Source organism: Pseudoalteromonas rubra (assembly GCF_005887095.1).
GTDB classification, from domain to species: Bacteria; Pseudomonadota; Gammaproteobacteria; order Enterobacterales; family Alteromonadaceae; genus Pseudoalteromonas; species Pseudoalteromonas rubra_E.
The window spans coordinates 78,490-101,552 of the sequence record NZ_PNCI01000019.1; the positions used below are offsets into that span (position 1 = coordinate 78,490).

Genomic DNA, 23,063 nt, shown 5'->3' on the forward strand with positions numbered 1-23,063 from the left:
GCTACTCGTTATCTAACCAATCAACTTTGTCCATTTTACGGACAATGACGAACTCATCGCGGTTACAGCCCACAGTGCCGTAATAGTTAAACCCATAGGCTTGCTGCGCATAGCCACCTATCATGTGGGTTGGTTTCATGACCGCGCGGGTCACCGAGTTATGGATACCGCCACGGGTACCTGTCACCTCGGAGCCAGGGGTGTTCACAATGCGCTCCTGTGCGTGATACATCATACTCATCCCTTCAGGGACACGTTGAGAGACCACCGCACGCGCGGCAATCGCACCGTTGACGTTAAAAACTTCAATCCAGTCGTTGTCTTTAATACCGCCTTCTTTGGCATCGGTTTCACTGAGCCAGACAATGGGGCCACCACGGCTGAGTGTCAGCATCAACAGGTTGTCAGAGTAGGTTGAGTGAATGCCCCATTTCTGGTGTGGGGTGATCCAGTTAAGCGTTAACTCTTTATGTCCATTTGGCTTTTTGCCCAGCAAGGGCTGCGTTGTTTTCAAGTTAATAGGGGGCTTGTACGACACCATGGTTTCACCAAAATCACGCATCCATTGGTGGTCCTGATAAAACTGCTGTCTGCCCGTAACGGTACGCCAGGGTATCAGCTCATGTACGTTGGTGTAGCCGGCGTTATAAGACACATGCTCATCTTCAAGACCTGACCAGGTCGGCGAGCTGATGATCTTACGCGGTTGCGCCTGAATATCCCTGAAACGGATTTTTTCCTCTTCTTTGGGGCGTGCCAGGTGCGTGTGGTCTCTGCCCGTAAACTCACCCAGTGCTTCCCAGGCTTTTACTGCGACCTGACCATTGGTCTCGGGTGCCAGGCTCAGGATCACTTCAGCGGCATCAATGGCAGTGTCAATTTTAGGGCGTCCTTTGTGTGGCCCTTCCTCTGTGTGTTTGTAGTTTAGTTCTCCCAGGAACTCGACTTCTTTTTCGGTGTTCCAGTTGATCCCTTTGCCGCCGTTACCCAGCTTGTCCATTAATGGACCTAACGAGGTGAAGCGGTTGTAGGTATTCGGGTAGTCCCGCTCGACCGGGATCATGTTAGGCGCTGTTTCGCCCGGAATGAGGTCGCACTCGCCTTTCCACCACATTTTCACGCCATCAGGCTGAGCCAATTCCCCTGGGGTGTCGTGCATCAGTGGCATGGTTACCAGGTCGTTTTCAACACCCAGGTGTCCGTCACACAGCTCAGAAAACTTCTTCGCAATGCCTTTGAAAATATCCCAGTCTGAACGTGACTCCCATACCGGATCGACCGCTTTAGATAGAGGGTGAATAAACGGGTGCATGTCCGAAGTATTCATATCATCTTTTTCGTACCAGGTTGCCGTTGGCAGTACGATGTCGGAATACAGGCAGGTCGTTGACATACGGAAATCCAGCGTAACCCAAAGGTCTACTTTGCCTTCCGGTGCATCGTCGCGCCATACCACGTCTTCTGGCTTTTTATCACCACTCTCTCCCAGATCTTTACCTTGCAGGCCGTGTTTAGTGCCCAAGAAGTGACGCAGCATGTATTCATGGCCTTTGCCCGAGGAACCAAGCAGGTTTGAGCGCCAGATAAACATGTTGTGTGGGAAGTTTTGCGGATTGTCCGGATCTTCACAGGCAAATTTCAAATCACCCGATTTGAGCTGTTGCACTGCGTAGTCTTTTGCAGACATCCCGGCTTTTTCGGCGTCTTTGCACAGTTGTAGCGGATTCATACCAAGCTGTGGTGCTGAAGGTAACCATCCCATGCGTTCTGCGCGGGTGTTGTAGTCAAGAATGGAGCCGGTCCAGTTGCTTTTGTCTGCCAAAGGCGAGAGGACTTCCGTCATTTCCAGTTTTTCGTAACGCCATTGGTCAGAGTGGTTATAGAAGAACGAGGTGCCGTTCATCTGACGTGGCGGACGCTGCCAGTCCAGACCGAATGCCAGGGGCAACCAGCCGCATTGTGGACGCAGTTTTTCCTGCCCTACATAGTGTGCCCAGCCACCACCGGATTGACCTACACAACCACACATCATCAACATATTGATAAGACCACGGTAGTTCATGTCCATGTTGTACCAGTGGTTGAGGGCAGCCCCAACGATGACCATACTGCGACCGCGCGTTTTGTCTGCGTTGTCTGCAAATTCGCGGGCGACTTGGATCACGTGGTCGGCGTTTACACCGGTGATTTTTTCCTGCCATGCTGGTGTATAGGGCACGTCATCGTGTAGTGTCTTCGCAACTGCTGGATCGTCCAGGCCATTGTCTACCCCATAGTGCGCAATCATCAAGTCGAATACGGTGGCAACCAGTGCTTCGCTACCGTCTTTCAATGTAATGGTTTTAACCGGTACTTTGCGCACTTGTATTTCATCGTGCTCCGTGTGCTGGAAGTAGCCCAGCTCATGCGCCTGACCACCGAAATAAGGGAACAGCACGGATTCAACTTTGTCTGAGTGCTGTTTCAGGCTCAATGCCAGTTTGACTTCGTTTCCGGTTTTACCATCTCGTTGTTCAATGTTCCACTTGCCTTTTTCGCCCCAGCGGTATCCGATTGCACCTGTTGGAGAGACCATGGAACCAGACGTTTCATCTATCCCGATGGTTTTCCATTTCGGGTTATTGTCCTGTCCCAGGTTGTCTGCCAGATCTGACGCTCTTAAAAATGCCCCCTGAGTGTAGCCTTTGTCGGTTTGATCCAGTACTACAAGCATCGGCATATCCGTGTAACGACGAACATAATCCGTGAAATATTCACTGGGTTTATCTATGTGGAATTCTTTTAAGATGACATGGCCGAACGCCATAGCCAGTGCTGCGTCAGTACCTTGTTTTGGTGCCAGCCACATGTCTGATAATTTTGAACATTCTGAATAGTCAGACGTGATGACAACGGTTTTTGTACCTTTGTAACGAACTTCCGTAAAGAAGTGGGCATCAGGTGTTCTTGTTTGAGGCACGTTTGAGCCCCAGGCAATAATATAGTTGGAGTTGTACCAATCGGCGGATTCAGGCACATCGGTCTGCTCACCCCAGATCTGTGGCGATGCGGGTGGCAAATCACAATACCAGTCATAGAAGCTGAGACAGTGACCACCGATCAGCGACAGGTACCGGGCCCCTGCGGCATAGCTCACCATACTCATCGCCGGAATGGGTGAAAAACCGATGATGCGATCTGGTCCGTATGTTTTTGCCGTGTATACGTTGGATGCGGCAATAATTTCGTTTACTTCATCCCATTTAGCACGAACAAAGCCACCTAATCCTCGCTTAGATTTATAGCTTTTGGCTTTTTCGGGGTCAGTAACAATGGAGGCCCATGCTTCAACGGGATCAGAGAAGTTCTGTTTCGCGTCTCGCCAAAGCTTTAGCAGAGCTTGACGGACTTTGGGGTATTTTAATCGGTTGGCGCTATAAATATACCAGGAGTAGCTCGCGCCACGCGGACAGCCCCGAGGTTCGTGATTGGGTAAGTCCGGGCGGGTACGTGGGTAGTCTGTTTGCTGTGTTTCCCAGGTAACCAGACCGTCTTTAACGTAAATTTTCCAGCTGCACGACCCTGTACAGTTTACCCCGTGCGTTGAACGTACAATTTTATCGTGTTGCCAGCGGCGGCGGTATCCGTCTTCCCAATCGCGATTTTCGTCGGTGGTAACACCGTGACCGCCAGCAAAGCTTTGCTCGTTGGTCTTGAAAAAGCGCATTTTATTTAAGAAATGGCTCATATCTTTACTCTCCTATCCTGCTCAATTTATGTGTGCTGCCAGGTGACACATTAATTAGGCAGGCAGCTACATTGCTCATCAAATATAGTGGCGTAGCAGTAAAGTAACTTGACGATGATCAAATTCTCAAGCCCTGTAAACTACTGAAAAATATTGGAATACCTACAAAGTGGTAGAGCATTTTACGGCGCTTTATGGCGAAATAACTGGTGTTGATAACATTCAAGCGTTATCGTCTGTTGGTAGAAAATAAGTGGGTAATTATTGTGGGTATGCGGTTCAATGAACTAAAAAGTCGCTTCAAAGGCTCGGTGATGGTTTACATCAAGGGCTCTATTATTGGCGTGATTAGTCTGGCGATTTGTACTTTGTTTGCATCGTACTGGATAGCAGAGCTGGCCGACCTGGATGCCAGAGCGATTAACCTGAGTGGCTCGCTGCGAATGGACGCGTATCAACTGGGCATGTTTGGCTTAGAGGGTCGCTCAGAGCAAGTGGGCGAGCGGATTGCACTGCTTGAGGAAAAACTCAGAAACCCCATCTTTCAAAAGTTGCAAAGCGACGCTGAGATAAATCAACTGTGGTCTGCCCTGGTTGAACACTGGCACAGCGCATTAAAACCTGAGTTGATGAATTTACCCATCGAAAATCACTCCCAGTTCAATGAGCTGGTGGCGATGCATGCAACATACGCCGATAATTTCGTCCTGGCGGTACAAATGCACGCAGAAAGTAAGATCCGCTTACTGCGCACAATACAGGTTGCCGCCTTGTTTATCACCTTGCTGTTCGGGGCATTTATTCTGCATCTGATCAGCCTGCGAGTAGAAAAGCCACTGATCGAATTAACCCATGCAGCTTATGCTATCGGCAAAGGCAACTTTACCCACCAAATGAACCTCAAGGGCGATGATGAACTGGCGCTGTTGGCAGCCACGTTTAATCATACCAGCAGTGCTATCGCGTCTATGTATGGTCAGCTTGAAAGTCGCGTTAAAGAGCAAACCCAGGAGCTTGAAGTAAACAACCAGGCACTCACCTTTTTGTTTAAAACGGCAAGGCTGTTATTAGAGTCCCAGGAAAACAAAATAGATTTACAGCACGTACTGGACGATCTTGCCCAGCTGATAGAGGTCGATGATATCGAGCTGTGTTTAATGACTGCAAGTGGCGACATACCCTATGCACAATTAAAGCCTCATACTGACAGCAATGCTCTCTGTGGGGCGAAAAACTGTGATAACTGTGATGGCAGTGGGGCATTTATTGCACTAGCGCAACCCACTGTGATGAAGTTTCCTCTGGTTTACGGTAGCAACAATTACGGCGTGATTGTCGTTCGAGGTCAAAAGCGTTTTGAGTCAGACTCATGGCAAATGCAACTGGTACAATCGGTTGCTGATCAGGTGGCCTTGTCATTGAATTTAGAAGTGCAGCACGACCAGGAACGGCGTATTGCATTGTTAAATGAACGTACCGTGATCGCACGTGAATTGCACGACTCTCTGGCTCAGGCACTGTCGTACTTAAAGATTCAGGTCACACGGTTGTCCAAAACCCAAGAAAAGCAGAAGTTTGACCTCCAACCGCCCATCATTGATGAGCTTAAAATGGGGCTGGATTCTGCCTATCGTCAGTTGCGTGAGCTACTTACTACATTTCGGCTTAAAATGGTCAGTGAGGGGCTCGAAGCAGCTCTGGAGAAAACCATCGAGCAGTTGTCAGAGCAATCAAAAATGCAATTCCACTTAAATTTTGCCATCCAACAAATTCCGCTGTCGCCAATGGAAGAGATCCATCTACTGCAAATTACCCGTGAGGCGTGTCAAAACACGGTGCATCACAGTAAGGGGAACAATGTCTGGGTCGATTTACGGGTCACTGAGGACAAGCGACTTCAGCTGGTTGTTGCCGACGATGGTGTGGGCATCGCGAGTGGATCGGAAAAACTCAATCACTATGGGATGGCCATTATGCAGGAGAGAGCCAAGCACCTGCACGGTGAGCTGTTTATTGTCCCCAGGGCTGAGAAAGGAACAGAAGTAAAGCTGCTGTTTCAACCCGCAGGTGGCAGTCAAAACTATCATTGAGCACTAAAAGAGCAACCGAGTTGAGGTGTGGTTACTTCTTTCTGAAGACTCACTACAGCTATGATTTTTCCTCTGTAGGTATAAAAAAGTGAGCTATCAGCGCATTGGGGGTAGTGTGGTTTACAGACAATTCTGAATTGAGCTAAATCAATATCCGATCAATTTGGTTCTGGCAAGGTGTCCCGAAATTGTTGTCTATCGGAGGTGATTATGACGCTCGCTCGTACTCTATTAACCATGCTCAAAAGCGTTGGAGCAAAACAAGTCTGGGGGATCCCTGGCGACTTTATACTGCCTTTTTTCCGAGAAATGGAACAGAGTCAAATCCTGCCCGTGTACTCCCTGAGTCATGAACCCAGTGTAGCGTTCGCGGCAGATGCCAGTGGGCGGCTGCACGATGGCATTGGGGTACTTGCGGTAACATACGGCGCCGGTGCGCTGAACAGTGTTAATGCCGTTGCACAGGCATACGCCGAACGCTCCCCTTTAGTAATAGTGGCGGGGGTCCCTTCGCAAAGCGAAATGGAAATGGGCTTACAGTTACACCATCAGGTTAAGTCAATCGACAGCCAGGCCCATATTTTTAAAGAGATCACGTGCGCGCAGATCCGCCTGGAAGATATCAGTCAGGCACCCAAACAAATCGCTAAGGTACTGAGCACCTGTAAAGAGCAATCGCAGCCGGTGCTGATTGAAATACCGCGTAATCTGTCAGCGGCGCCGTGTGATGCGGATAACGCAGGTTTGCTGAACATGTTACAGGCAGATTCCGAAGTGGCTTCGATAGAAAAATGTGTTCAGGATTTACAACAAGTTATTGCCAGCGCACAGCGGCCCGTTGTGTTAGTGGGAGTAGAGGTAAAACGCTATGATCTGGAAGATGTATTGTGTCAGTGGCTCAATAAACTGGCAGTCCCTTGTTTTACCACTTTAATGGGCAAAGGTATCGCGGCTGAGCAGAAAAACTCACCGGTTAAAGGTACTTATCTGGGAGACGCTGGCGACCCCCATATTGCAGCCATTGTCGAACAGTCTGATCTGGTGATTATGGTCGGAGCGATACTGTCTGACAGCAATTTTGCGATCAGCGCAGAAACCTTGTCCGGTCGCCAGGCCGTATTTATTCAACATCGCGAAGTCAATCTTGGACACTACAGTTATCATGGGATCGGGTTAACCGCCGTATTATCAAAGTTGGCGGACCTGGCTGAGTGCAAAAATTGGGACATGCACCAGCCACACCACGTCGTTGAACAACAAAGCCCAGATGTGCCCGATGGGACTATTGCCCCTATGATGATTGCCCAGACGCTCAATCGTTGCTTTGAACATTATGAACAACTGCCTGTTGCCAGCGACGTGGGCGACTGTTTGTTTGTCAGTCAGGGCATAGAGAACAGCGCGGTGGTGGCACCGGGTTACTATGCTTCAATGGGGTTTGGGGTGCCAGCCGGTTTTGGCATTCAGGCAACCACTGGCAGGCGGCCCGTTGTGTTGGTGGGAGATGGTGCGTTTCAGATGACGGGGATGGAGCTTGGACATTGTCGTCGTTATGGCTTTACGCCCATTGTTGTGGTGCTGAACAACCAGGGCTGGGAAATGATCCGCGCGTTTGCCCCTGACAGCCAGGCCGCTGATTTAGGGCTATGGCCGTTTGCAGAAATGGCGACGCTATGGGGAGGCAAAGGAATTCGGGTCTCTACACCCGATGAACTCGCAAGCGCCATGGACAATGCATTTGAAGATCCTTCGCAGTTTTATCTGATCGATGTACAAATTCCAAAAGGGTGTATGACACCCAGTCTTTCACACTTCGCTAAGGTTTTGACCAGTAAACAAAATATGGCGAGATCTTAAGCATCTACCCATTCTGGGGTAGGTCAACTGCCCCTTCTTTTGTATGGTGTGCCCGGGTGATAGCCACTATTCTGGGCATCATACGCCGAAGTATACTCACCTAAACCCAAACGGGCATGGCGAGTATACCGTGGTTTACCACCGGGTTTGTCAAGAAATTGCCAGGCCTCCCGATTTGGAAAGGCTAACATGCTGCAAGATTCGTTTAACCGAAAGTTCAACTATTTGCGTTTGTCGGTCACGGAAGTCTGTAATTTCAAATGTAATTACTGTCTGCCGGATGGCTATAAATGCGAGACTCGTCCGACTACACTGGCATTGGCGCAAACGCACACGCTACTGCGGGCATTTGCGATGGTCGGCACCAAAAAAGTGCGCTTAACCGGTGGTGAGCCAACCTTGCGCAAAGAGCTACCTGACATCGTGGCCCTGTGTAACGACACGCCGGGTATTGAGTCTGTGGCACTCACTTCAAACGGCTATCGCCTGGCTCAAAAACTGCCCAGACTGGTTGATGCGGGCCTCACCGCGCTTAACTTGAGTGCAGACAGCCTCAGCCCTTACACGTTTTCTCAAATAACGGGCAACAACAGCCTGGATGAAGTATTGCGTTGCATTGATTTGGCATTTGAGCTGGGGCTGAAAAAAGTAAAGCTAAATGCGGTGTTACTGAAGCAGTACAACGGCACTCAGTTAACGCAATTCCTTAATTTTATTAAAGACAAACCGGTCACTTTTCGCTTCATTGAGCTAATGCGAACGCTTGATAACGCCGCGTATTTTAACGCGCAGCATGTGTCCGGGCAGAGTATCCGTACCACGCTGGAAAAAAGCGGGTGGCAAATGCAACCCAAGGGGCCGGATGCCGGGCCAGCGGTGGAGTTTTGTCATCCAGACTATGCCGGTCAGGTTGGCTTAATTATGCCTTACAGTAAAGATTTCTGTGCGAGCTGTAACCGCTTGCGGGTGTCTGCTGACGGCAAACTGCACTTATGTTTGTTTGGTGACGCCAATGATGATTTAACCCCCTGGCTTGACGATGGCGATGTCACAGGTCTGGCAACCTATTTGTCCAATCGCGTTTTAACCAAATGGCAAGGGCATCAATTGCACCTTGGCAAGTCCGGCCTGACCAGGCATCTGGCGATGTTGGGAGGTTAATATGCTACTGGGTATTATTCTGGCAGGCGGTAAGTCACGCCGTATGGGGACAGATAAGGCCACGTTATGCTGGCAAGGAGATACCTTGCTATCTCATGCACAGCAACTGCTGTTGGCAGTGGGATGCGATCAGGTGCTGATCAGTCGAAATGGCCCCGGTTATGTTCAGGATGTTTATACCGGGAAAGGGCCTCTGGCCGGTATTCACGCGTGTCTTGAGCAACATGTATGCGATGAAGCAGTGGTTATTCCAATCGATATGCCGCTGTTGTCCAGTGCTTGTCTTAGCGCGCTGATCAAACAAGGTCGCACGGAGCAACATAGTTGCCATTTCGCTGACTCAGTACTGCCTTGTTATCTTTCAAATTATTCTCAGGCGCTGGCGCAGTGCCGCAACCAGCTTAGTCAGCAGCGCTTATCTGTGCGAGGGTTTCTCGGTGCCATCACTGCATCAGCTATAGAGGGTGAGCAGCCCAATAGCGAACTGACCTTAATGAACACCAATACACCCGAGCAGTGGGCGTGTGCACAACAAATCATGCAACAGGAGACAGTATGGGCCGTGTAAAATCAGAACACTTTATACCGCTGAACATTGCTATCTTAACGGTGAGCAATCGCCGCACATTAATTGATGACACGGCGGGTGACCTGTTACAGGAGCGAATTGGCAGTGCAGGACATAGTGTGGCTGACAGGCTTGTCGTGCGTGCCAACAAGTACCACATCCGCGCCGCCATCAGCAACTGGATTGTCAGTGCCGACATACAAGTGATTGTGGTCTCGGGCGGAACGGGGTTGACCGACGATGATGTGACACCCGAGGCCATCGAGGTGTTATTTGATAAAAAAGTAGAAGGATTTGGTGAGCTATTCCGTCAGTGCTCTTTGCGACAGATTGGCTATTCAACCTTGCAATCGCGTGCGACAGCGGGCCTGGCCAACAAGACCTTGATCGTTGCGCTGCCCGGCAGTCCCCGGGCCTGCGAGCTGGCTTGGGATGAAATGCTCAGCTCACAGCTGGATGCACGTCAGGGTCCGTGCAATTTTGCACCCCATCTGAAAGCAACAGATGCGGATGCGTGTACATCAAGGGAGCGCAACTAATGGGATTAACGCATATAGATCAGTACGGTCATGCCGCGATGGTGGATGTCGCCGATAAACCTGTCACCGCCAGGGAAGCCAGCGCGCAAGCCTGCGTTGAGATGAAGCCAGAGACGCTGCAATTAGTCAGTCAAAATCAGTTAAAAAAAGGCGATGTACTGGGTGTTGCACGGATTGCCGGAATACAGGCTGCAAAGAAAACGGCTGATCTGATCCCGCTGTGCCACCCGCTGGCACTCAGTAAAGTGTCTGTTGAGTTTAAGCTGGACGAAGAAAAATCACAGATATGGGTGTTTAGTTACTGCAAACTGGCAGGCCAAACCGGTGTTGAGATGGAGGCGTTGGCCGCAGCTTCCGTTGCATCGCTGACCATCATCGATATGTGTAAAGCGGTGGATCAGGATATGGTGATCTCCGGGTTGTGTGTGACACACAAGTCAGGGGGGCGACGCGGGGTATATCAACGAGTAAGTGAGGTCAGTGATCATGAATAAAATTCTGTTTTTTGCCCAGTTGCGCGAGCGACTGGAATGCGACGAACTTGACCTGGATGTCGCCGGGCTTAGCGTCGGCGAGCTGCGTCAGCAGCTGGCACAAAAAAATGAACGCTGGCAAAAGTGGTTGCTCGGCAAAGACGTGCTGGTGGCGGTTAATCAGACGCTAGTCGCCGCAGACAGTCGTATTGGCGCGGGTGATGAAGTGGCGATGTTTCCGCCGGTGACCGGAGGATAATGATGATCCGTGTACAACAAGCCGATTTTGATATGAACCAGGAGTATCAGGCACTGATCAGCGACGATTGCAGCTCTGGTGCTGTGGTGATGTTTGTTGGCCGGGTGCGGGACGTGAATCAGGGTCATCAGATAGATGAGTTGTATCTGGAGCACTACCCCGAAATGACGAACAAGTACTTATCACAGCTGGAGCAGCAAGCTCGGGCGCTCTGGCCACTTGAAAACGTGTCGATTATTCATCGCGTTGGTCCTTTGCAGTTAGAAGACAAAATTGTGCTGGTTGGCGTGTCGAGTGTTCACCGGGAAGCGGCATTCGAAGCCGCTCAATATCTGATGGATTTATTGAAAACCAATGCGCCATTTTGGAAAAAAGAAGTGATCGAAGGTGGACACAACCGCTGGGTTGAGGCGAATCACAAAGATACCATTGCCGCAGCGCAGTGGGCCTGAAGTTGAGAGGGTAGCGTGAGCAGATCTGGAGTCGGACACAGTTACACAGCGATATGCTTGGTTGTATTACTGCTGCTTTTTGTGCCTTTGACAGAGGCCAAGCCGACGCGCCTGACCCTGGCTTGCGCGGCTAATTTCAGTGCTACCATGAACAAGCTGGTCACGCTGTTTGAGCTGCAAACCAAAGAGGCCATGGATATTCGCGTATCCGTTGGGTCGTCTGGCTCACTGGCTACCCAGATCCAACACGGTGCGCCCTATGACGTGTTTTTATCTGCCGATAAGCACTATGTCGAGTTACTTACGCAAGCTGGGTTTGGTCATGACAGGGCCCCCTATGCCTTAGGGGAGCTGGTGTTGTATTCACTCGATAAATCACCCCAAGGGCTGGATCTGGCGTTGATGAATACCGCAAAAGCAACGGTTGTCATTGCCAATCCAAAGCACGCGCCGTATGGTCGCGCGGCAGAGCAAATCCTGCAACGCCACCGTTCAAAACCAAAGCGACTGGTTAAAGGCAATTCTGTGTTACAGGCTTTTCAGTATGTCGAAAGTGGCCATGCTCAGTACGGCTTAATTGCCAAAAGTTTATTAAAACCGGGGTTTAAAGGGCAATGGTTCGACATTCCCGCACATTGGTATGACCCTATTGAACAGCACGCATTGCTGTTGGCCGAGCACTCGGCAGCCCGGGCTTTCTTTGAGTTTATTCAAAGCGATGATGCGCAGCAGCTGATTAAGGCATCAGGGTACAGGTGAACGTATGTCCGACACAGATTTGCAAGCAACGATCCTGACGCTACAGCTGGCAAGTGTGACCACCCTTTGTCTGCTGCTGATCTGTGTGCCGGGCGCCTATTATCTGGCGCGCAGCCGCAGTGTGGTAAAACCTTTTATAGAGACCCTGGTCACCTTGCCACTGGTGCTGCCACCAACGGTGATGGGGTATTATTTCTTAGTGCTGTTTTCTCCCAATGACGGGCTTGGGTTATGGTTACGTGACACCCTGGGCATAGAGCTGGTGTTTAGTTTTTCAGGCATCTGGCTTGCGTCGATGATTTACAGCCTCCCTTTTACGTTCAGACCACTGCAAAGTGCTTTTGAACAATTGCCGAAAGACCTGTACAACGCCGCAGCACTGTTGGGATTTTCCCCCTGCCAACAATTCAGAAAAGTGATATTGCCAGCCATTAAACCGGCTCTGTTTACGGCTGCAACGCTGAGCTTTGCTCATACCATAGGTGAGTTTGGTGCCATTCTCATGATTGGCGGTAACATTCCGGGAGAAACTCAGGTGTTGTCTTTGGCGCTGTTTGATCACGTAGAAAGTTTAGATTTTCAGGCGGCAGAACAACTGGCATTGCTGATGCTGGCGTTTTCATTTAGCGTTGTGTTTGCCTGTCAGTGGTGGCAAAAGCAAAGTGCCTATGTGGGCTACATCTCAGACGATCAGGTCAGGGGGTAACCATGCTGAACGCGATCCTAAACACGTTCAACATTACAGAGTCTGCATCAGAGCAGAGACAAGATTGCCGAAGCGCTGGCACGGTCATGATTGACGTACAGGTCAGCTCACCTGTGTCACAGCATTTCAGCTGCACGTTGCGCTGCGCTCAGGTTGGTGTCTTGTTAGCACCGAGCGGGGCGGGGAAAACCTCTCTGCTAAACGCACTGGCGGGTTTGAGCCCCGCAACGGGCTCTATTCAGGTCGATAGCAAGGGGGCTGAACAAATAGACTTACCTGCTCATCAACGGCGTATCGCCTATGTAACCCAGTCCCCGACTTTGTTTGGCCACCTCTCGATACAAGCTTTATTGAATTTGGTGTCTGCTGAGCAGACGAACGCATTCGACGTGACCTGGGCGGTTGGGTTATTGAACCTCAGCGGCGTGTTGCATTTACGCGCTCAGCAGCTGAGTGGAGGCCAGCAGCAGCGGGTGGCGCTGTTACTGGCGATGATCAAAGGCGCGCCGTTATTGCTCTTGGATGAAGTGTTGACCGGGCAGGATCACACCATGAAGCACGCTTGTATTGCCGTCATAAAAGAGTACCTGAAGCAAACAAATGCCGCTGCGCTGATGGTGTGTCATCAGATGGAAGACGCACTGGCGTTGGCCGATATGGCATGGGTGCTTAAAGACGATGGAAGTTGCAAGCACTGGCAGGCGATGCCTATTGGTGCTGGTCTGCACCTGTATCAACACCAGTTGTTGGCATCGTTTCAGGATGGTTCAAATGGAGGTGAGGGCCATGCCAGCGAGTTCTTATCTGTTGTGCAGGCGACCACATTGGCGCATCGCACATCACTTGGGCTGACCGAGTATCGGCTGAACGGGCAGGCCTGTTTCAGTGTTCATACGCCCCACACCAAGCCGGGGCAAGCTGTGTCATTGGTTCTCAAGGCAAACCGGGTTGGTCTGTCCAGGAAGGCTATGCCAGATAGCAGTTTTGTCAATCAATGGCTGGCAACCATCACCAGTACACGTGAAATCGTATGGCAGGGCGAGCAGGGTATGCTTATCGATGTTAAATTGGTGAGCAAAGACGACAGCGATGCAGCACAGTGTAATGACCTGTCCGTCTGGATAACCCGTCTGTCTTTCAATCAGCTTAAGCCCGCCGTCAACGAGCCCTGGTATCTCATCAGTAAAGCCGACGCACTGAGTGTTAACAGCCTACATTAAGTGGTTGCGTACCAAACCACGTTTAACGTTTTTACAGAGCTTAGCGAAGCGCCTGATGTCATCAAACTGGGGAACCACACCACAGTTGAGCTGGTGTTCCCAGTAGGTTAAATCAGTATCCACTAATTCCATGAGTTTTTTCGGGCAGCCGACACAGGAGGTGTTGGTACCGCAGAAGAAGGTATCCGGCTCGTAGAGCGGCAACTCTTTTTTGACTTGCTCGATGAGTAACCGCATTGCGGTTACTCTGTCGGGCTTACGGGGGCGCATTGTTACTGTACTCAGCTCAGTGCCCAGTCGAAAGGCACGTAAGTGACCAGCTCATTCTCTTGCCAGTTGGCACCGTCAGCGTCGAGGAGCAGGTATCCGCTGCTTGCAGCAAACGTACTCAGAATACCTGAGCCTTGTCCCTGTAAGGGCTTAACTCGAGTACCTGACGGGCTGTGTTCAAGGGATGCTCGGATAAACTCCAGTCGCCCGGGTCTTTTTGAGATAGGAGAGGCGAGCGGCAGTCGCTGCGATAGTGCGGGGGTCACTTGTTCTCCTGCTAACTTCCGCAGCGCCGGGAGCGCCAGTTGATGCAGTGTGACCACACTTGAGACCGGGTTTCCAGGTAAGCCAAAAAAGCGTTTGTGGTGGCCTTGTTGGTTACAGGTGTGAAAATGCCCATACGCAAACGGTTTACCCGGTTTGATGGCCACTTTCCAAAACTGCATATTACCCAACTCATCCAGCACTGTTTTGGTGTGATCGGCGTCACCAACAGACACACCGCCTGAAGATACCACTACATCTGCCTGTGCAAGTGCCTGATTAAAGGTACTGGACAGTGCGTCAGGGCAATCAGGGACAATACCAAAGTCCAGCACTTCAAAAGCCAGGTTCTCAAGCATAGCGCGGGTGGTGTAGCGGTTGGTATCGTAGATTTCACTGGCTTGTTTATCGTTACCAGGCTCACACAGCTCGTCTCCCGTTGATAAAACGGCCACTTTTAAGGGCTGGAAAACAGATACAGATCCTACGCCGATAGACGCGAGCAAGCCAATATCCGTGGCCGTTAACCTGTGCCCATGGGCAAAGAGCGCAGTATTGGCGGCAATATCCTCGCCGCGTTTACGTAAGTTCTGCTGAGGTTTCGGTGCAGTTGTGAAGTGGATATGTGTTTTATCTTCAATTTGCTCTGCGACTGCCTGTTCCTGCATGACGATGGTGTCAAAACCCTCTGGCACGGGGGCGCCGGTCATAATGCGAATACAGCTGCCCGGTTGCCAGGTGCCGGTAAACGGGTGACCCGCCAACGCCGTGCCGATAAGTTCAAACTCGCTAAACTGCCCCAGGTCCTGATATTGAATAGCGTATCCGTCCATGGCCGAGTTGTCATAACCCGGCACATCAAACGGCGCGATAATATCTGCAGCCAGGATCCGCTGCCTTGCACTGTGTAACGGGCGTGTCTCGCTACCAACAAAGGTTGAGGCATCCTCTTCTAGTGCCGCTAGTGCCGCTTCAAAAGAGAGGAAAGTGGGTTTGGGATCAGTCATGGCTAGGCTCCTTTTTGTTGGTTTATCATCCATACTGCGGCTTCTACACGCGAACGCAGGCTTAGCTTTTTCAGCAAATGCTTGACGTGTACCTTCACCGTACCGTCTGAAATATCCAGTTCTCTGGCGATGAGTTTATTCGACAGCCCCTTGGCAATCAGCTTGAGTATTTCAAATTCCCGACTGGTTAAAGAGTTCAGAATGTTGGCTTTCTGAGAGACATCTGGCTTGCGAATAGCCTGCGCCAGTACACCGGTCAGCTTTTCACTGAGTACCATTTTACCCAGTGCGGCTTGTTTGATTTTTTCGAGAATGTCTTCCGGGTCCATGTCTTTGAGCAAGTAGCCGTCTGCGCCGTAACTGATCGCAGTCAGGACATCTTCATCGTTGTCTGACACCGTTAACATAATGATCCTCGATGTCACGTCATTGGCACGCATGGCCTTGAGTGTTTCCAGACCATCCATGCCCTGCATGTTCAGATCCAGGATGATCAAATCCGGGTCGCTATCAATGGCGATTTCTAAGCCTTCTTTGCCATTGGCTGCTTCGCCAATCACCGTTAGCTCATCTTCTAACTCGATTAACTGCTGTAAACCTTTGCGCAGTAAGGGGTGGTCATCCACAAGTAGTATTGTGCTAACTAGCTCACTCATAAGTTACTCTTACTCTATAAAGACGGTCAAAATCACGTGTTTATAATAGTAACTTGGATTAACAAGGCATTCATTACAAACATCGGGTGCTACTCCAAAAGACCTTTTAACCACTCTTTAAAAGTCATAAAAATTAGATGGTTACATGTTTTTATACCTAAAAGTGGGTATGTCCTGCTATTCCCTCATTGTTGCTTATTACCCATCAATGTGAATTGTCTGTCCTCTTTTTTATGCACATAGTGAGGGTAATTCGATTGTAAGGAGCGGCACTATGGCTGATCTACAAAAATGGGAACCCGAAAACGAGGCCTTTTGGGAATCTCAGGGTAAAAAAATTGCACAGCGCAACTTGTGGATATCCATCCCAAGTCTGTTGTGTGGCTTTGCTGTATGGCTCTACTGGGGCATTTTAACGGTACAAATGATGAACGCGGGATTTAACTTTTCCGCACAAGAGCTATTTACACTAACGGCGATTGCGGGCTTGTCCGGTGCGACTTTACGGATCCCCAGTAGCTTCTTTATTCGTTTCTGTGGTGGCAGAAATACCATCTTCTTCACAACCTCTTTGTTGATTATTCCGGCCTTCTTTACTGGTATGGCACTGCAAGACCCCACCACGCCGTTGTGGCAATATCAGTTGTTGGCGTTGCTCTCTGGATTTGGTGGCGGTAATTTCGCATCGTCGATGTCCAATATCAGCTTCTTCTTTCCCAAGAAGCAGCAAGGTCTGGCACTGGGACTCAATGCGGGGTTAGGTAACTTTGGCGTGACGACCATGCAGATACTGATCCCACTGTTTATGACCTACGGTGTGTTTGGCGCACTCGGGGGCGATCCGGTGACGCTGGTCAGCCCTTCAGGTAGTTTGATCGGGAAAATTCCAGCGGGTTCAGAAACCTGGATCCAAAATGGCGGATTCCTGTGGTTACTGCTGTTGGTGCCTCTATTCTTAGCCACCTGGTTTGGCATGAATAATATCCGCACGCCAGAAGTATCGCCAAATCTCGGCAGTCCATTGGGCGCGTTTGCGATGATTTCTGTGATGCTGACCATTGGTCTGGCAACAGCTGCGGCGGGGTTATGGTTAATGCTGCCCGAATCGGCTAATGGTTCTGGGTTTGGGGTACCAAAAGAGCTGGTGTTGGTGTTGGTGGTTGCGACGACTGTGTTCTTGCTCAAGATGTTACCTGGCGCGATTGGTGAAAGCCTGTCTAAGCAGTATCAGATTTTCAACAACAAACACACCTGGGTGATGAGTGTCATCTACACCATGACATTCGGCTCTTTCATAGGGTTTGCGGCAGCATTCCCACTGGCAATTAAAGTTATTTTTGGCTTCCAGCACGTGATGGTTGATGGTGTGATGACCCACGATACGGTGAATCCGAATGGTCCAAGTGCCCTTATGTATGCCTGGATGGCCCCTTTCATCGGAGCGCTTATTCGTCCGCTTGGCGGCTGGATTGCTGACAGGTTGGGTGGCGCGTTAGTAACACAGATTTGTTCTGTGGTCATGGTAGGTTCTTCACTGGGGGCGGCCTACTATATGCAAACAGCTTATCAGTCTGCGACGCCAGAAGAGTTCTTTGTACCTTTCTTTGTACTGTTTTTAATCCTGTTTGCTGCCACTGGTATTGGCAATGGTTCAACATTCCGCACCATCGCTATGGTGTTTCCAAAAGAGCAAGCGGGTCCGGTACTGGGCTGGACATCGGCAGTGGCAGCTTACGGTGCTTTCTATATTCCTATGGTCTTTGGCCAGCAGATTAAAGCCACCACACCAGAAGTGGCCCTGATTGGGTTTGCGGTGTTCTACGGAGTATGCGTATTCATTAACTGGTGGTTTTATTTGAGAAAGGACGGTGAGTTCTACAACCCATAATCATCTCCACTATAGCAAGAGCCATTAACATCAGGTTGTGGCTCTTTTTCCAATTTTGCAGGGTAAAATAAATGAGCAAGTTTCAAGAGTTACTAACCATGTCACGTTATCAGCCAGAGCCCGTTAAGCTTCTGATGCTGTTTACCAAAGCCAATGTTGAAAGTGCATCGAACGATGTGAACAAAGGGTTTATTGAGCCAGTTATGTGCGTTGATAAACTCCCGAACGAATTAAGCGACTATGAGGCCTTGTGCAAAGAGGCGGATGTTATAAACCCTGATTGGGATTTGGTTTTTCTGACCAGTATAAATGCAGATGTTGACAGCAGTATTATCGACAAGAGTATGAAATCTATGGTCAGTGACGTCCAAACGGGTAAAAATACCTCAATGTATGTTGTACTCGACCGTCAGGACAATCTCGTTGAGCTGGTAGGTAGTTAAGCGCTCACGCAGGTTAATTCGTAATCTGAAGCGCGATTGTGTAGATAAAGTAAAGGCAGCAAATACTGCCTTTCTTGCATTGAAATTTCGATAGCCAACCGACCCAGGTTTTGCGTGGTTAAAGCTTTGACTGACTGAACAGATAAATCACTAAAATTAACGTGATAAACCAAAAGCCACTGACCAGTTTCCAGAACACCAGACTGCTGGCTTCTTTGGGCTCAGGTTCTGGCTTGAGGAATAGGGGGTTGGGTTTGGTGAGATCCTCTAATAGCGCATCTATGGTTTGATATCGCGTTGTCAGATCAAAGCTCACACCTTTTTGCAGTGCTTTATCAAACCACACGGGAATAACCGGGTTGTATTTGGTCGCGCTCTGGTAGCGCAATTTGTCATAGTCAAACATGGAAGTACAGGTTTCAACTTTGTCGCCATAAGGCAGATGCCCGGTAAATAGTTCATAGCAAATGGTTGCGAGGCTATATACATCTCCCTGAATGGCCGAATTTTTGCCAACCAGATAGTTTGGGTCGGAGTAACTGGCGGTGCCCAGCGCGCCAATGTGTTCAATAGGGCGGTACAGTTCAGCGACACCGGCCACAAACACCGAGCCAAAGTCCACCAACTTAACTGACCCATCTTTCATTATCATGATGTTGCCGGGCTTTAGGTCCTGATGAATTGCATCGTTGTCGTGAAATGCCTGGAGCCCTTTAGCAATGTCTTTAACGATTGCGATGGCGTGTTTTGGCTTCAAAGGGGTATTTTTTGCGAGCCAGTGGTCGAGGCTCAGACCCTCGAGATGCTCCATCAGGTAGTAGAGCGCGGTTCTTGGGCGGTTGTGCTGGATGATCTTAACTACGTAGGGTGAATCTATGCGGCTACCAATCCATTTCTCTTTGAGGAAACGGTCAATGTAGTGTACGTCGTCTTCAAAGTTCATGGAAGGTGTTTTCATCGCATAGTGCTGACCACTCTTTTCATCTTCTACCAGATACAACTGGCTTCTGGGAGAAGCAAAGATCTCTTCGATGACCCGATACCCATCCAATTTCATGCCCGCTTCCAGAGGCGGGGGAAACGGCAAACGGGTTAAGTCTGCGTTGAACTCATTGTCGTCTTGATGGGGCAGGGACTTCACCCTTAATACCACGCAACTGATGTTGTCATCACTGCCATTGGTCTGAGCTTGTGCACACAGCGAAGATGCGATATCGCTGGCGGGTACTGAGGAGGACAAGGCTCTTATCAGCGCTGCGGTCGGGATAAAGTCGTGCACGCCATCCGTGGTTAACAGGTAACAATCTCCCTCCTTGAGCTCGAAATTGCTGTAGTCAATGTGAATGTTGTTGTCCATACCAAGGGCGCGTGACAGGAAGGACTTACCCTGACCTAAGTGGGTTACGTGGTCAGCGGTGAGTTGCTCAAAGGAGTCTGAGCGCAGCCGGAATACCCGGCTGTCGCCAACGTGAAATAAATGGCCGTGAACACCTTTTAAGAGCAGGCAGCTTAAAGTGGTCAAGTAGCCTTTATTATCCTGCTTAAACTGATGGCTTTTACGGTATAGCCTGAGGTTTATTGCTGACAGGACTTGCTCACCACAACGGCTCACGGACCAGGTATCCGGGGTCTTAAAGTATTCTGATAAAAAGCGCGTCACAGCAGTTTCACTGGCTTCTTTGCCCGCTTCTGCTGAACTCACGCCATCGGCAATGCAAAATGCTAGCCCTTTGACTTTGCTTAGGTAACTATCTTGTGGGATCAGGAAACCCGCGGCGTCTTCGTTGATGTCTTTGATACCCGCAGTGGTTTTTACCCCAACCTGAACCCTGATGTTTTGCATTTATCTCACACTTTAACCCTGTCTTAATGTGAAAATAGTGCAAGAAAAGCACGCTGTAGTTCAACCTAAAATAGGTCTGGTTGGGGTAAAAATGACAGCCTCTATGACTAAATGGTACCAAGCATACCTATTATTGGGTATGTGGCGTGCTTTATATCTATGTGAAAATAAACGCATCTTTTGCTGATGGGGTATTAGCGCCGGGCATGTTGAGGCATTGGGGGTAGAAGTCCACTACCTCTCAACAACTTAGGTAGAATATACACCATACTATTGTTACTCAGAACCTGGCTAAATTATTGGGGTGGTTTGCTATATGTCAGAAAAAATTGCAAAACGCGCATTGCTACTCGCTACCCTCGCATTCGCAGCAAATTTTTCCGTTTGGACACTGTATGCTGCTTTGGTTATTCCTATCACCACACAATGGGAGTTGGGTGTACTTGAGGTAACGGCACTGTTGTCTGCCCCGATGCTGACGGGGGCACTCTCCCGTATTCCCGCGGGTATTGCCGCCGACCAAGGCTCCCCAAAAAAACTGTTTGTGATTCAAATGCTGATTTGCCTGCCGCCACTGGCGCTGTTGTATCTGGCAGATACCTACATGGCGTTACTCCTGATTGGCTTGTGGCTTGGTCTGAGCGGCAGTTCTTTTACGCTGGGTAATCGTTATGTCAATGACTTCTTTCCCCGAGACCAGCAGGGCACTGCGATGGGGGTATTTGGTGTGGGCAATGCCGGGGCCGCGATTACCTTGGTGTTTGTGCCCTTTTTGATGCAGTTGGTCGGCTGGCACTATGTTGGATTGGTTTATTCCGCTGGGCTGTTGCTTGTAGCATTGGCGTTTTTGTTTTTTGCACCACAGCGACCAGCCAGTGAAAATCGACCAGAACCGTGCAATGAACCCTGGTATACCCTGTTAAAGCAAGCCCGGATATGGCGACTTGGCCTGTACTATTACTTTGTATTTGGATCGTTTCTTGCTCTGCTGCTGTGGCTGCCTTATTACTATACCGAGGCCTACCAACTACCGCTCTCTCAGGCCATGGCTTTTACCTTGTTTTTTGTTGCCACTTCGTCTGTGGTTCGGGCCTTGGGAGGGTGGTTTGCAGACAAATACGGTGGTCGAAGCGTGAACTGGAGTGTGTTCTGGGTGTGTCTGGTATGCCTGTTTTTCCTGAGTTACCCACCCACCACGATGACTATTCATGGCGTTGAGCAGGATGTGTATATTCAGATTGCCATTAACGTGTGGTTTTTCTCCGTTTTGTTATTTGTGATTGGTATAGCGCAAGGTTTTGGCCGCGCAAGCGTGTTTAAAATGATCCATGAATACTATCCGAACGATATGGGCAGAGTTGGTGGAATTGTTTCCGCAATTGGCGCAATGGGTGGCTTTACGTTGCCCGTTCTGTTTGGTGCTGCGGTAGAAGTGTTAGGTTTCTACAGTGCCAGCTTTATGTTGCTGTACGGGGTACTGGCTGTCTGCATGATGGCAATGTACTTTGCAATCCGGGCAGAGCGTTACAGTCGCAGGCTGAAAGAAGCTGCGAGCTATAATTTTTTGGAAGATGATGACTTATGATGCAGATACTCGATACCCAAAAAGAGGAGCAGATCCCGCCAGTGCTCCGCTTGGCCTTTAGACCTTTTTTCCTGTTAGGCGGTTTTTTCAGTTGTTTGGCGTTAATTGTATGGGGTAGTGTTTTAAGCGGTACCTTACAATTTACGCCGTATGGTCATGTCCTTTTCTGGCACAGCCACGAGATGCTATTTGGTTTTGTTAGTGCGATCGTTGTGGGGTTTTTATTAACGGCTGTGCAAAACTGGACGGGTATACCCAGCATCAGAGGCAGCAGGTTGGCCGTTCTTACGGGATTGTGGCTGGCAGCCAGGATCCTGATGTTGTTTTCTTCGGTACCCCCATGGCTTGTTATTTCTGTGGACTTACTGTTTTTACCCTTAGCAGGGTACTGGCTAGCTAAACCCATTATTGCAATCGGACAGATGCGCAATTTGTTTTTTGTGCCGATACTGGTTTTTCTGAGTGCAACTAATCTGCTCATGCATATGGGAGTTGTACTTAATTTGCCCAGCTTATATCAACATGGTTATATTTCAGCTATCTGGCTTATTACGCTGTTGATGAGTATTTTGGGTGGCCGCGTGATCCCGTTTTTCACGGCCAACGGAACCAAAACTAAAAAAGTCACGCCAATCCGCTGGCTGGAGTATCTGGCTTTGGGCACAACATGGGGCATATTCGCCTTGTATATCACGGGACTAAATCATTATTTGCCCGAGCAATTTCTGGTCGGGTTCATGCTGCTATGTGCGCTAGCCCATGTGATTCGTGTGCTGAGGTGGAAATTCAGGCTAACGCTGAAAGTCCCATTGTTGTGGAGCCTGCACGTGGCATACTGGTTTATCCCCATTGGGATTGCTTTGATAGGTATTTCCTATCTATCCGACATGTTGACGTTGTCGACGGCTTTTCATGCGTTAACGGTTGGTGCAATGGGGAGTATGATCCTGAGCATGATGTCGCGAGTAAGCCTCGGTCACACCGGACGAAAACTGGTGGTCAGGCATTTGGTGGTGGTGGCATTTGGTGCCGTGTTTGTGTCGGCCCTGATCCGGGTGTTTGGGAGCTTGTTCTTTGCCAGTTTTAGTTTTTCATCGATTCTTGTTTCGATAGTGGCCTGGTGTATTGCCTATGGTCTGTTCACTCTGGTGTATTATCCGGTGCTGACGCAACCAAGGGCGGATGGTCGCCCAGGCTAATCCTCATTGCTACTTCCTGTGGTAACCCGAAAGGGTTACCAACTACCTCTTTTGCGCGCATAAATCACTTAAGGCTGTTGATGTGGATCAAGCTCCA

General features: G+C 49.6%; 20 protein-coding genes and 1 riboswitch. Of the genes, 15 read left to right on the forward strand and 5 right to left on the reverse strand.

Annotation, left to right across the window (positions count from 1 at the left end):
- Nucleotide 1: 1 nt before the first annotated feature.
- The gene (locus CWB99_RS09805) at nucleotides 2-3,727 is read right to left on the reverse strand and encodes a nitrate reductase subunit alpha (protein WP_138551322.1); all 3,726 of its coding nucleotides are present in this window, start codon (nucleotides 3,725-3,727) and stop codon (nucleotides 2-4) included.
- 209 nt (nucleotides 3,728-3,936) lie between these two features.
- Between CWB99_RS09805 and CWB99_RS09810 the strand changes: the two genes are divergently transcribed.
- From CWB99_RS09810 to CWB99_RS09860, 11 genes are all read left to right on the forward strand, one after another.
- Nucleotides 3,937-5,817 (forward strand): histidine kinase, encoded by a 1,881-nt coding sequence (locus CWB99_RS09810; RefSeq protein WP_138551321.1) that lies wholly within the window; start codon nucleotides 3,937-3,939, stop codon nucleotides 5,815-5,817.
- 210 nt (nucleotides 5,818-6,027) lie between these two features.
- On the forward strand, nucleotides 6,028-7,674 hold the full coding sequence (gene ipdC / locus CWB99_RS09815) for an indolepyruvate/phenylpyruvate decarboxylase (RefSeq protein WP_138551320.1): 1,647 nt from the start codon (nucleotides 6,028-6,030) through the stop codon (nucleotides 7,672-7,674).
- 71 nt (nucleotides 7,675-7,745) lie between these two features.
- Nucleotides 7,746-7,876: riboswitch (molybdenum cofactor riboswitch) on the forward strand.
- Nucleotides 7,864-8,835, forward strand: a complete 972-nt coding sequence (gene moaA / locus CWB99_RS09820) for a GTP 3',8-cyclase MoaA (RefSeq protein ID WP_138551319.1) — start codon at nucleotides 7,864-7,866, stop codon at nucleotides 8,833-8,835. Its footprint overlaps the riboswitch before it by 13 nt.
- Nucleotide 8,836: 1 nt before the next feature.
- Nucleotides 8,837-9,403, forward strand: a complete 567-nt coding sequence (gene mobA, locus CWB99_RS09825) for a molybdenum cofactor guanylyltransferase (RefSeq protein ID WP_138551318.1) — start codon at nucleotides 8,837-8,839, stop codon at nucleotides 9,401-9,403.
- Nucleotides 9,391-9,942, forward strand: coding sequence for a molybdenum cofactor biosynthesis protein B (moaB, locus tag CWB99_RS09830; protein ID WP_138551317.1), 552 nt, complete (start codon nucleotides 9,391-9,393; stop codon nucleotides 9,940-9,942). Before mobA ends, moaB begins: the two co-directional genes overlap by 13 nt.
- Nucleotides 9,942-10,436 carry a cyclic pyranopterin monophosphate synthase MoaC gene (gene moaC, locus CWB99_RS09835; protein WP_138551316.1) on the forward strand — a complete coding sequence of 165 codons (495 nt, stop codon included), beginning with the start codon at nucleotides 9,942-9,944 and terminating at the stop codon, nucleotides 10,434-10,436. The genes moaB and moaC overlap by 1 nt, the downstream gene beginning before the upstream one ends.
- On the forward strand, nucleotides 10,429-10,674 hold the full coding sequence (gene moaD, locus CWB99_RS09840; RefSeq protein WP_138551315.1) for a molybdopterin converting factor subunit 1: 246 nt from the start codon (nucleotides 10,429-10,431) through the stop codon (nucleotides 10,672-10,674). The genes moaC and moaD overlap by 8 nt, the downstream gene beginning before the upstream one ends.
- Nucleotides 10,674-11,126 carry a molybdenum cofactor biosynthesis protein MoaE gene (locus tag CWB99_RS09845; protein WP_349304472.1) on the forward strand — a complete coding sequence of 151 codons (453 nt, stop codon included), beginning with the start codon at nucleotides 10,674-10,676 and terminating at the stop codon, nucleotides 11,124-11,126. The genes moaD and CWB99_RS09845 overlap by 1 nt, the downstream gene beginning before the upstream one ends.
- Before the next feature lie 15 nt (nucleotides 11,127-11,141).
- Complete coding sequence (gene modA / locus CWB99_RS09850; protein WP_138551314.1) at nucleotides 11,142-11,885, forward strand: molybdate ABC transporter substrate-binding protein; 744 nt, start codon at nucleotides 11,142-11,144, stop codon at nucleotides 11,883-11,885.
- Between the two features lie 4 nt (nucleotides 11,886-11,889).
- Nucleotides 11,890-12,591: a molybdate ABC transporter permease subunit gene (gene modB / locus CWB99_RS09855; RefSeq protein WP_138551313.1), complete on the forward strand. Its 702-nt coding sequence runs from the start codon at nucleotides 11,890-11,892 to the stop codon at nucleotides 12,589-12,591.
- A gap of 2 nt (nucleotides 12,592-12,593) precedes the next feature.
- Nucleotides 12,594-13,811 carry an ATP-binding cassette domain-containing protein gene (locus CWB99_RS09860; RefSeq protein ID WP_138551312.1) on the forward strand — a complete coding sequence of 406 codons (1,218 nt, stop codon included), beginning with the start codon at nucleotides 12,594-12,596 and terminating at the stop codon, nucleotides 13,809-13,811.
- Here CWB99_RS09860 and CWB99_RS09865 read toward each other — a convergent pair.
- From CWB99_RS09865 to narL, 3 genes are read right to left on the reverse strand one after another with little or no spacing between them, the layout of a single operon-like run.
- The gene (locus tag CWB99_RS09865; protein ID WP_249364788.1) at nucleotides 13,803-14,048 is read right to left on the reverse strand and encodes a hypothetical protein; all 246 of its coding nucleotides are present in this window, start codon (nucleotides 14,046-14,048) and stop codon (nucleotides 13,803-13,805) included. The genes CWB99_RS09860 and CWB99_RS09865 overlap by 9 nt on opposite strands.
- 44 nt (nucleotides 14,049-14,092) lie before the next feature.
- Nucleotides 14,093-15,352 (reverse strand): molybdopterin molybdotransferase MoeA, encoded by a 1,260-nt coding sequence (gene moeA / locus CWB99_RS09870; protein ID WP_171045302.1) that lies wholly within the window; start codon nucleotides 15,350-15,352, stop codon nucleotides 14,093-14,095.
- A 2-nt stretch (nucleotides 15,353-15,354) separates the two neighbouring features.
- On the reverse strand, nucleotides 15,355-16,008 hold the full coding sequence (narL, locus tag CWB99_RS09875) for a two-component system response regulator NarL (protein ID WP_138551309.1): 654 nt from the start codon (nucleotides 16,006-16,008) through the stop codon (nucleotides 15,355-15,357).
- 274 nt (nucleotides 16,009-16,282) lie between these two features.
- Between narL and CWB99_RS09880 the strand changes: the two genes are divergently transcribed.
- Complete coding sequence (locus CWB99_RS09880; protein WP_138551308.1) at nucleotides 16,283-17,896, forward strand: MFS transporter; 1,614 nt, start codon at nucleotides 16,283-16,285, stop codon at nucleotides 17,894-17,896.
- 71 nt (nucleotides 17,897-17,967) lie between these two features.
- Nucleotides 17,968-18,339: a ribonucleotide reductase subunit alpha gene (locus CWB99_RS09885; RefSeq protein ID WP_138551307.1), complete on the forward strand. Its 372-nt coding sequence runs from the start codon at nucleotides 17,968-17,970 to the stop codon at nucleotides 18,337-18,339.
- A gap of 118 nt (nucleotides 18,340-18,457) precedes the next feature.
- Here the strand turns inward: CWB99_RS09885 and CWB99_RS09890 are convergent, their stop codons facing one another.
- Nucleotides 18,458-20,182 carry a bifunctional protein-serine/threonine kinase/phosphatase gene (locus tag CWB99_RS09890; RefSeq protein WP_138551306.1) on the reverse strand — a complete coding sequence of 575 codons (1,725 nt, stop codon included), beginning with the start codon at nucleotides 20,180-20,182 and terminating at the stop codon, nucleotides 18,458-18,460.
- Between the two features lie 316 nt (nucleotides 20,183-20,498).
- Here CWB99_RS09890 and CWB99_RS09895 point away from each other — a divergent pair, with 316 nt between their 5' ends.
- On the forward strand, nucleotides 20,499-21,767 hold the full coding sequence (locus CWB99_RS09895; protein WP_138551305.1) for an MFS transporter: 1,269 nt from the start codon (nucleotides 20,499-20,501) through the stop codon (nucleotides 21,765-21,767).
- Nucleotides 21,764-22,966, forward strand: a complete 1,203-nt coding sequence (locus CWB99_RS09900; RefSeq protein WP_212748509.1) for an NnrS family protein — start codon at nucleotides 21,764-21,766, stop codon at nucleotides 22,964-22,966. The genes CWB99_RS09895 and CWB99_RS09900 overlap by 4 nt, the downstream gene beginning before the upstream one ends.
- Nucleotides 22,967-23,063 lie beyond the last annotated feature (97 nt).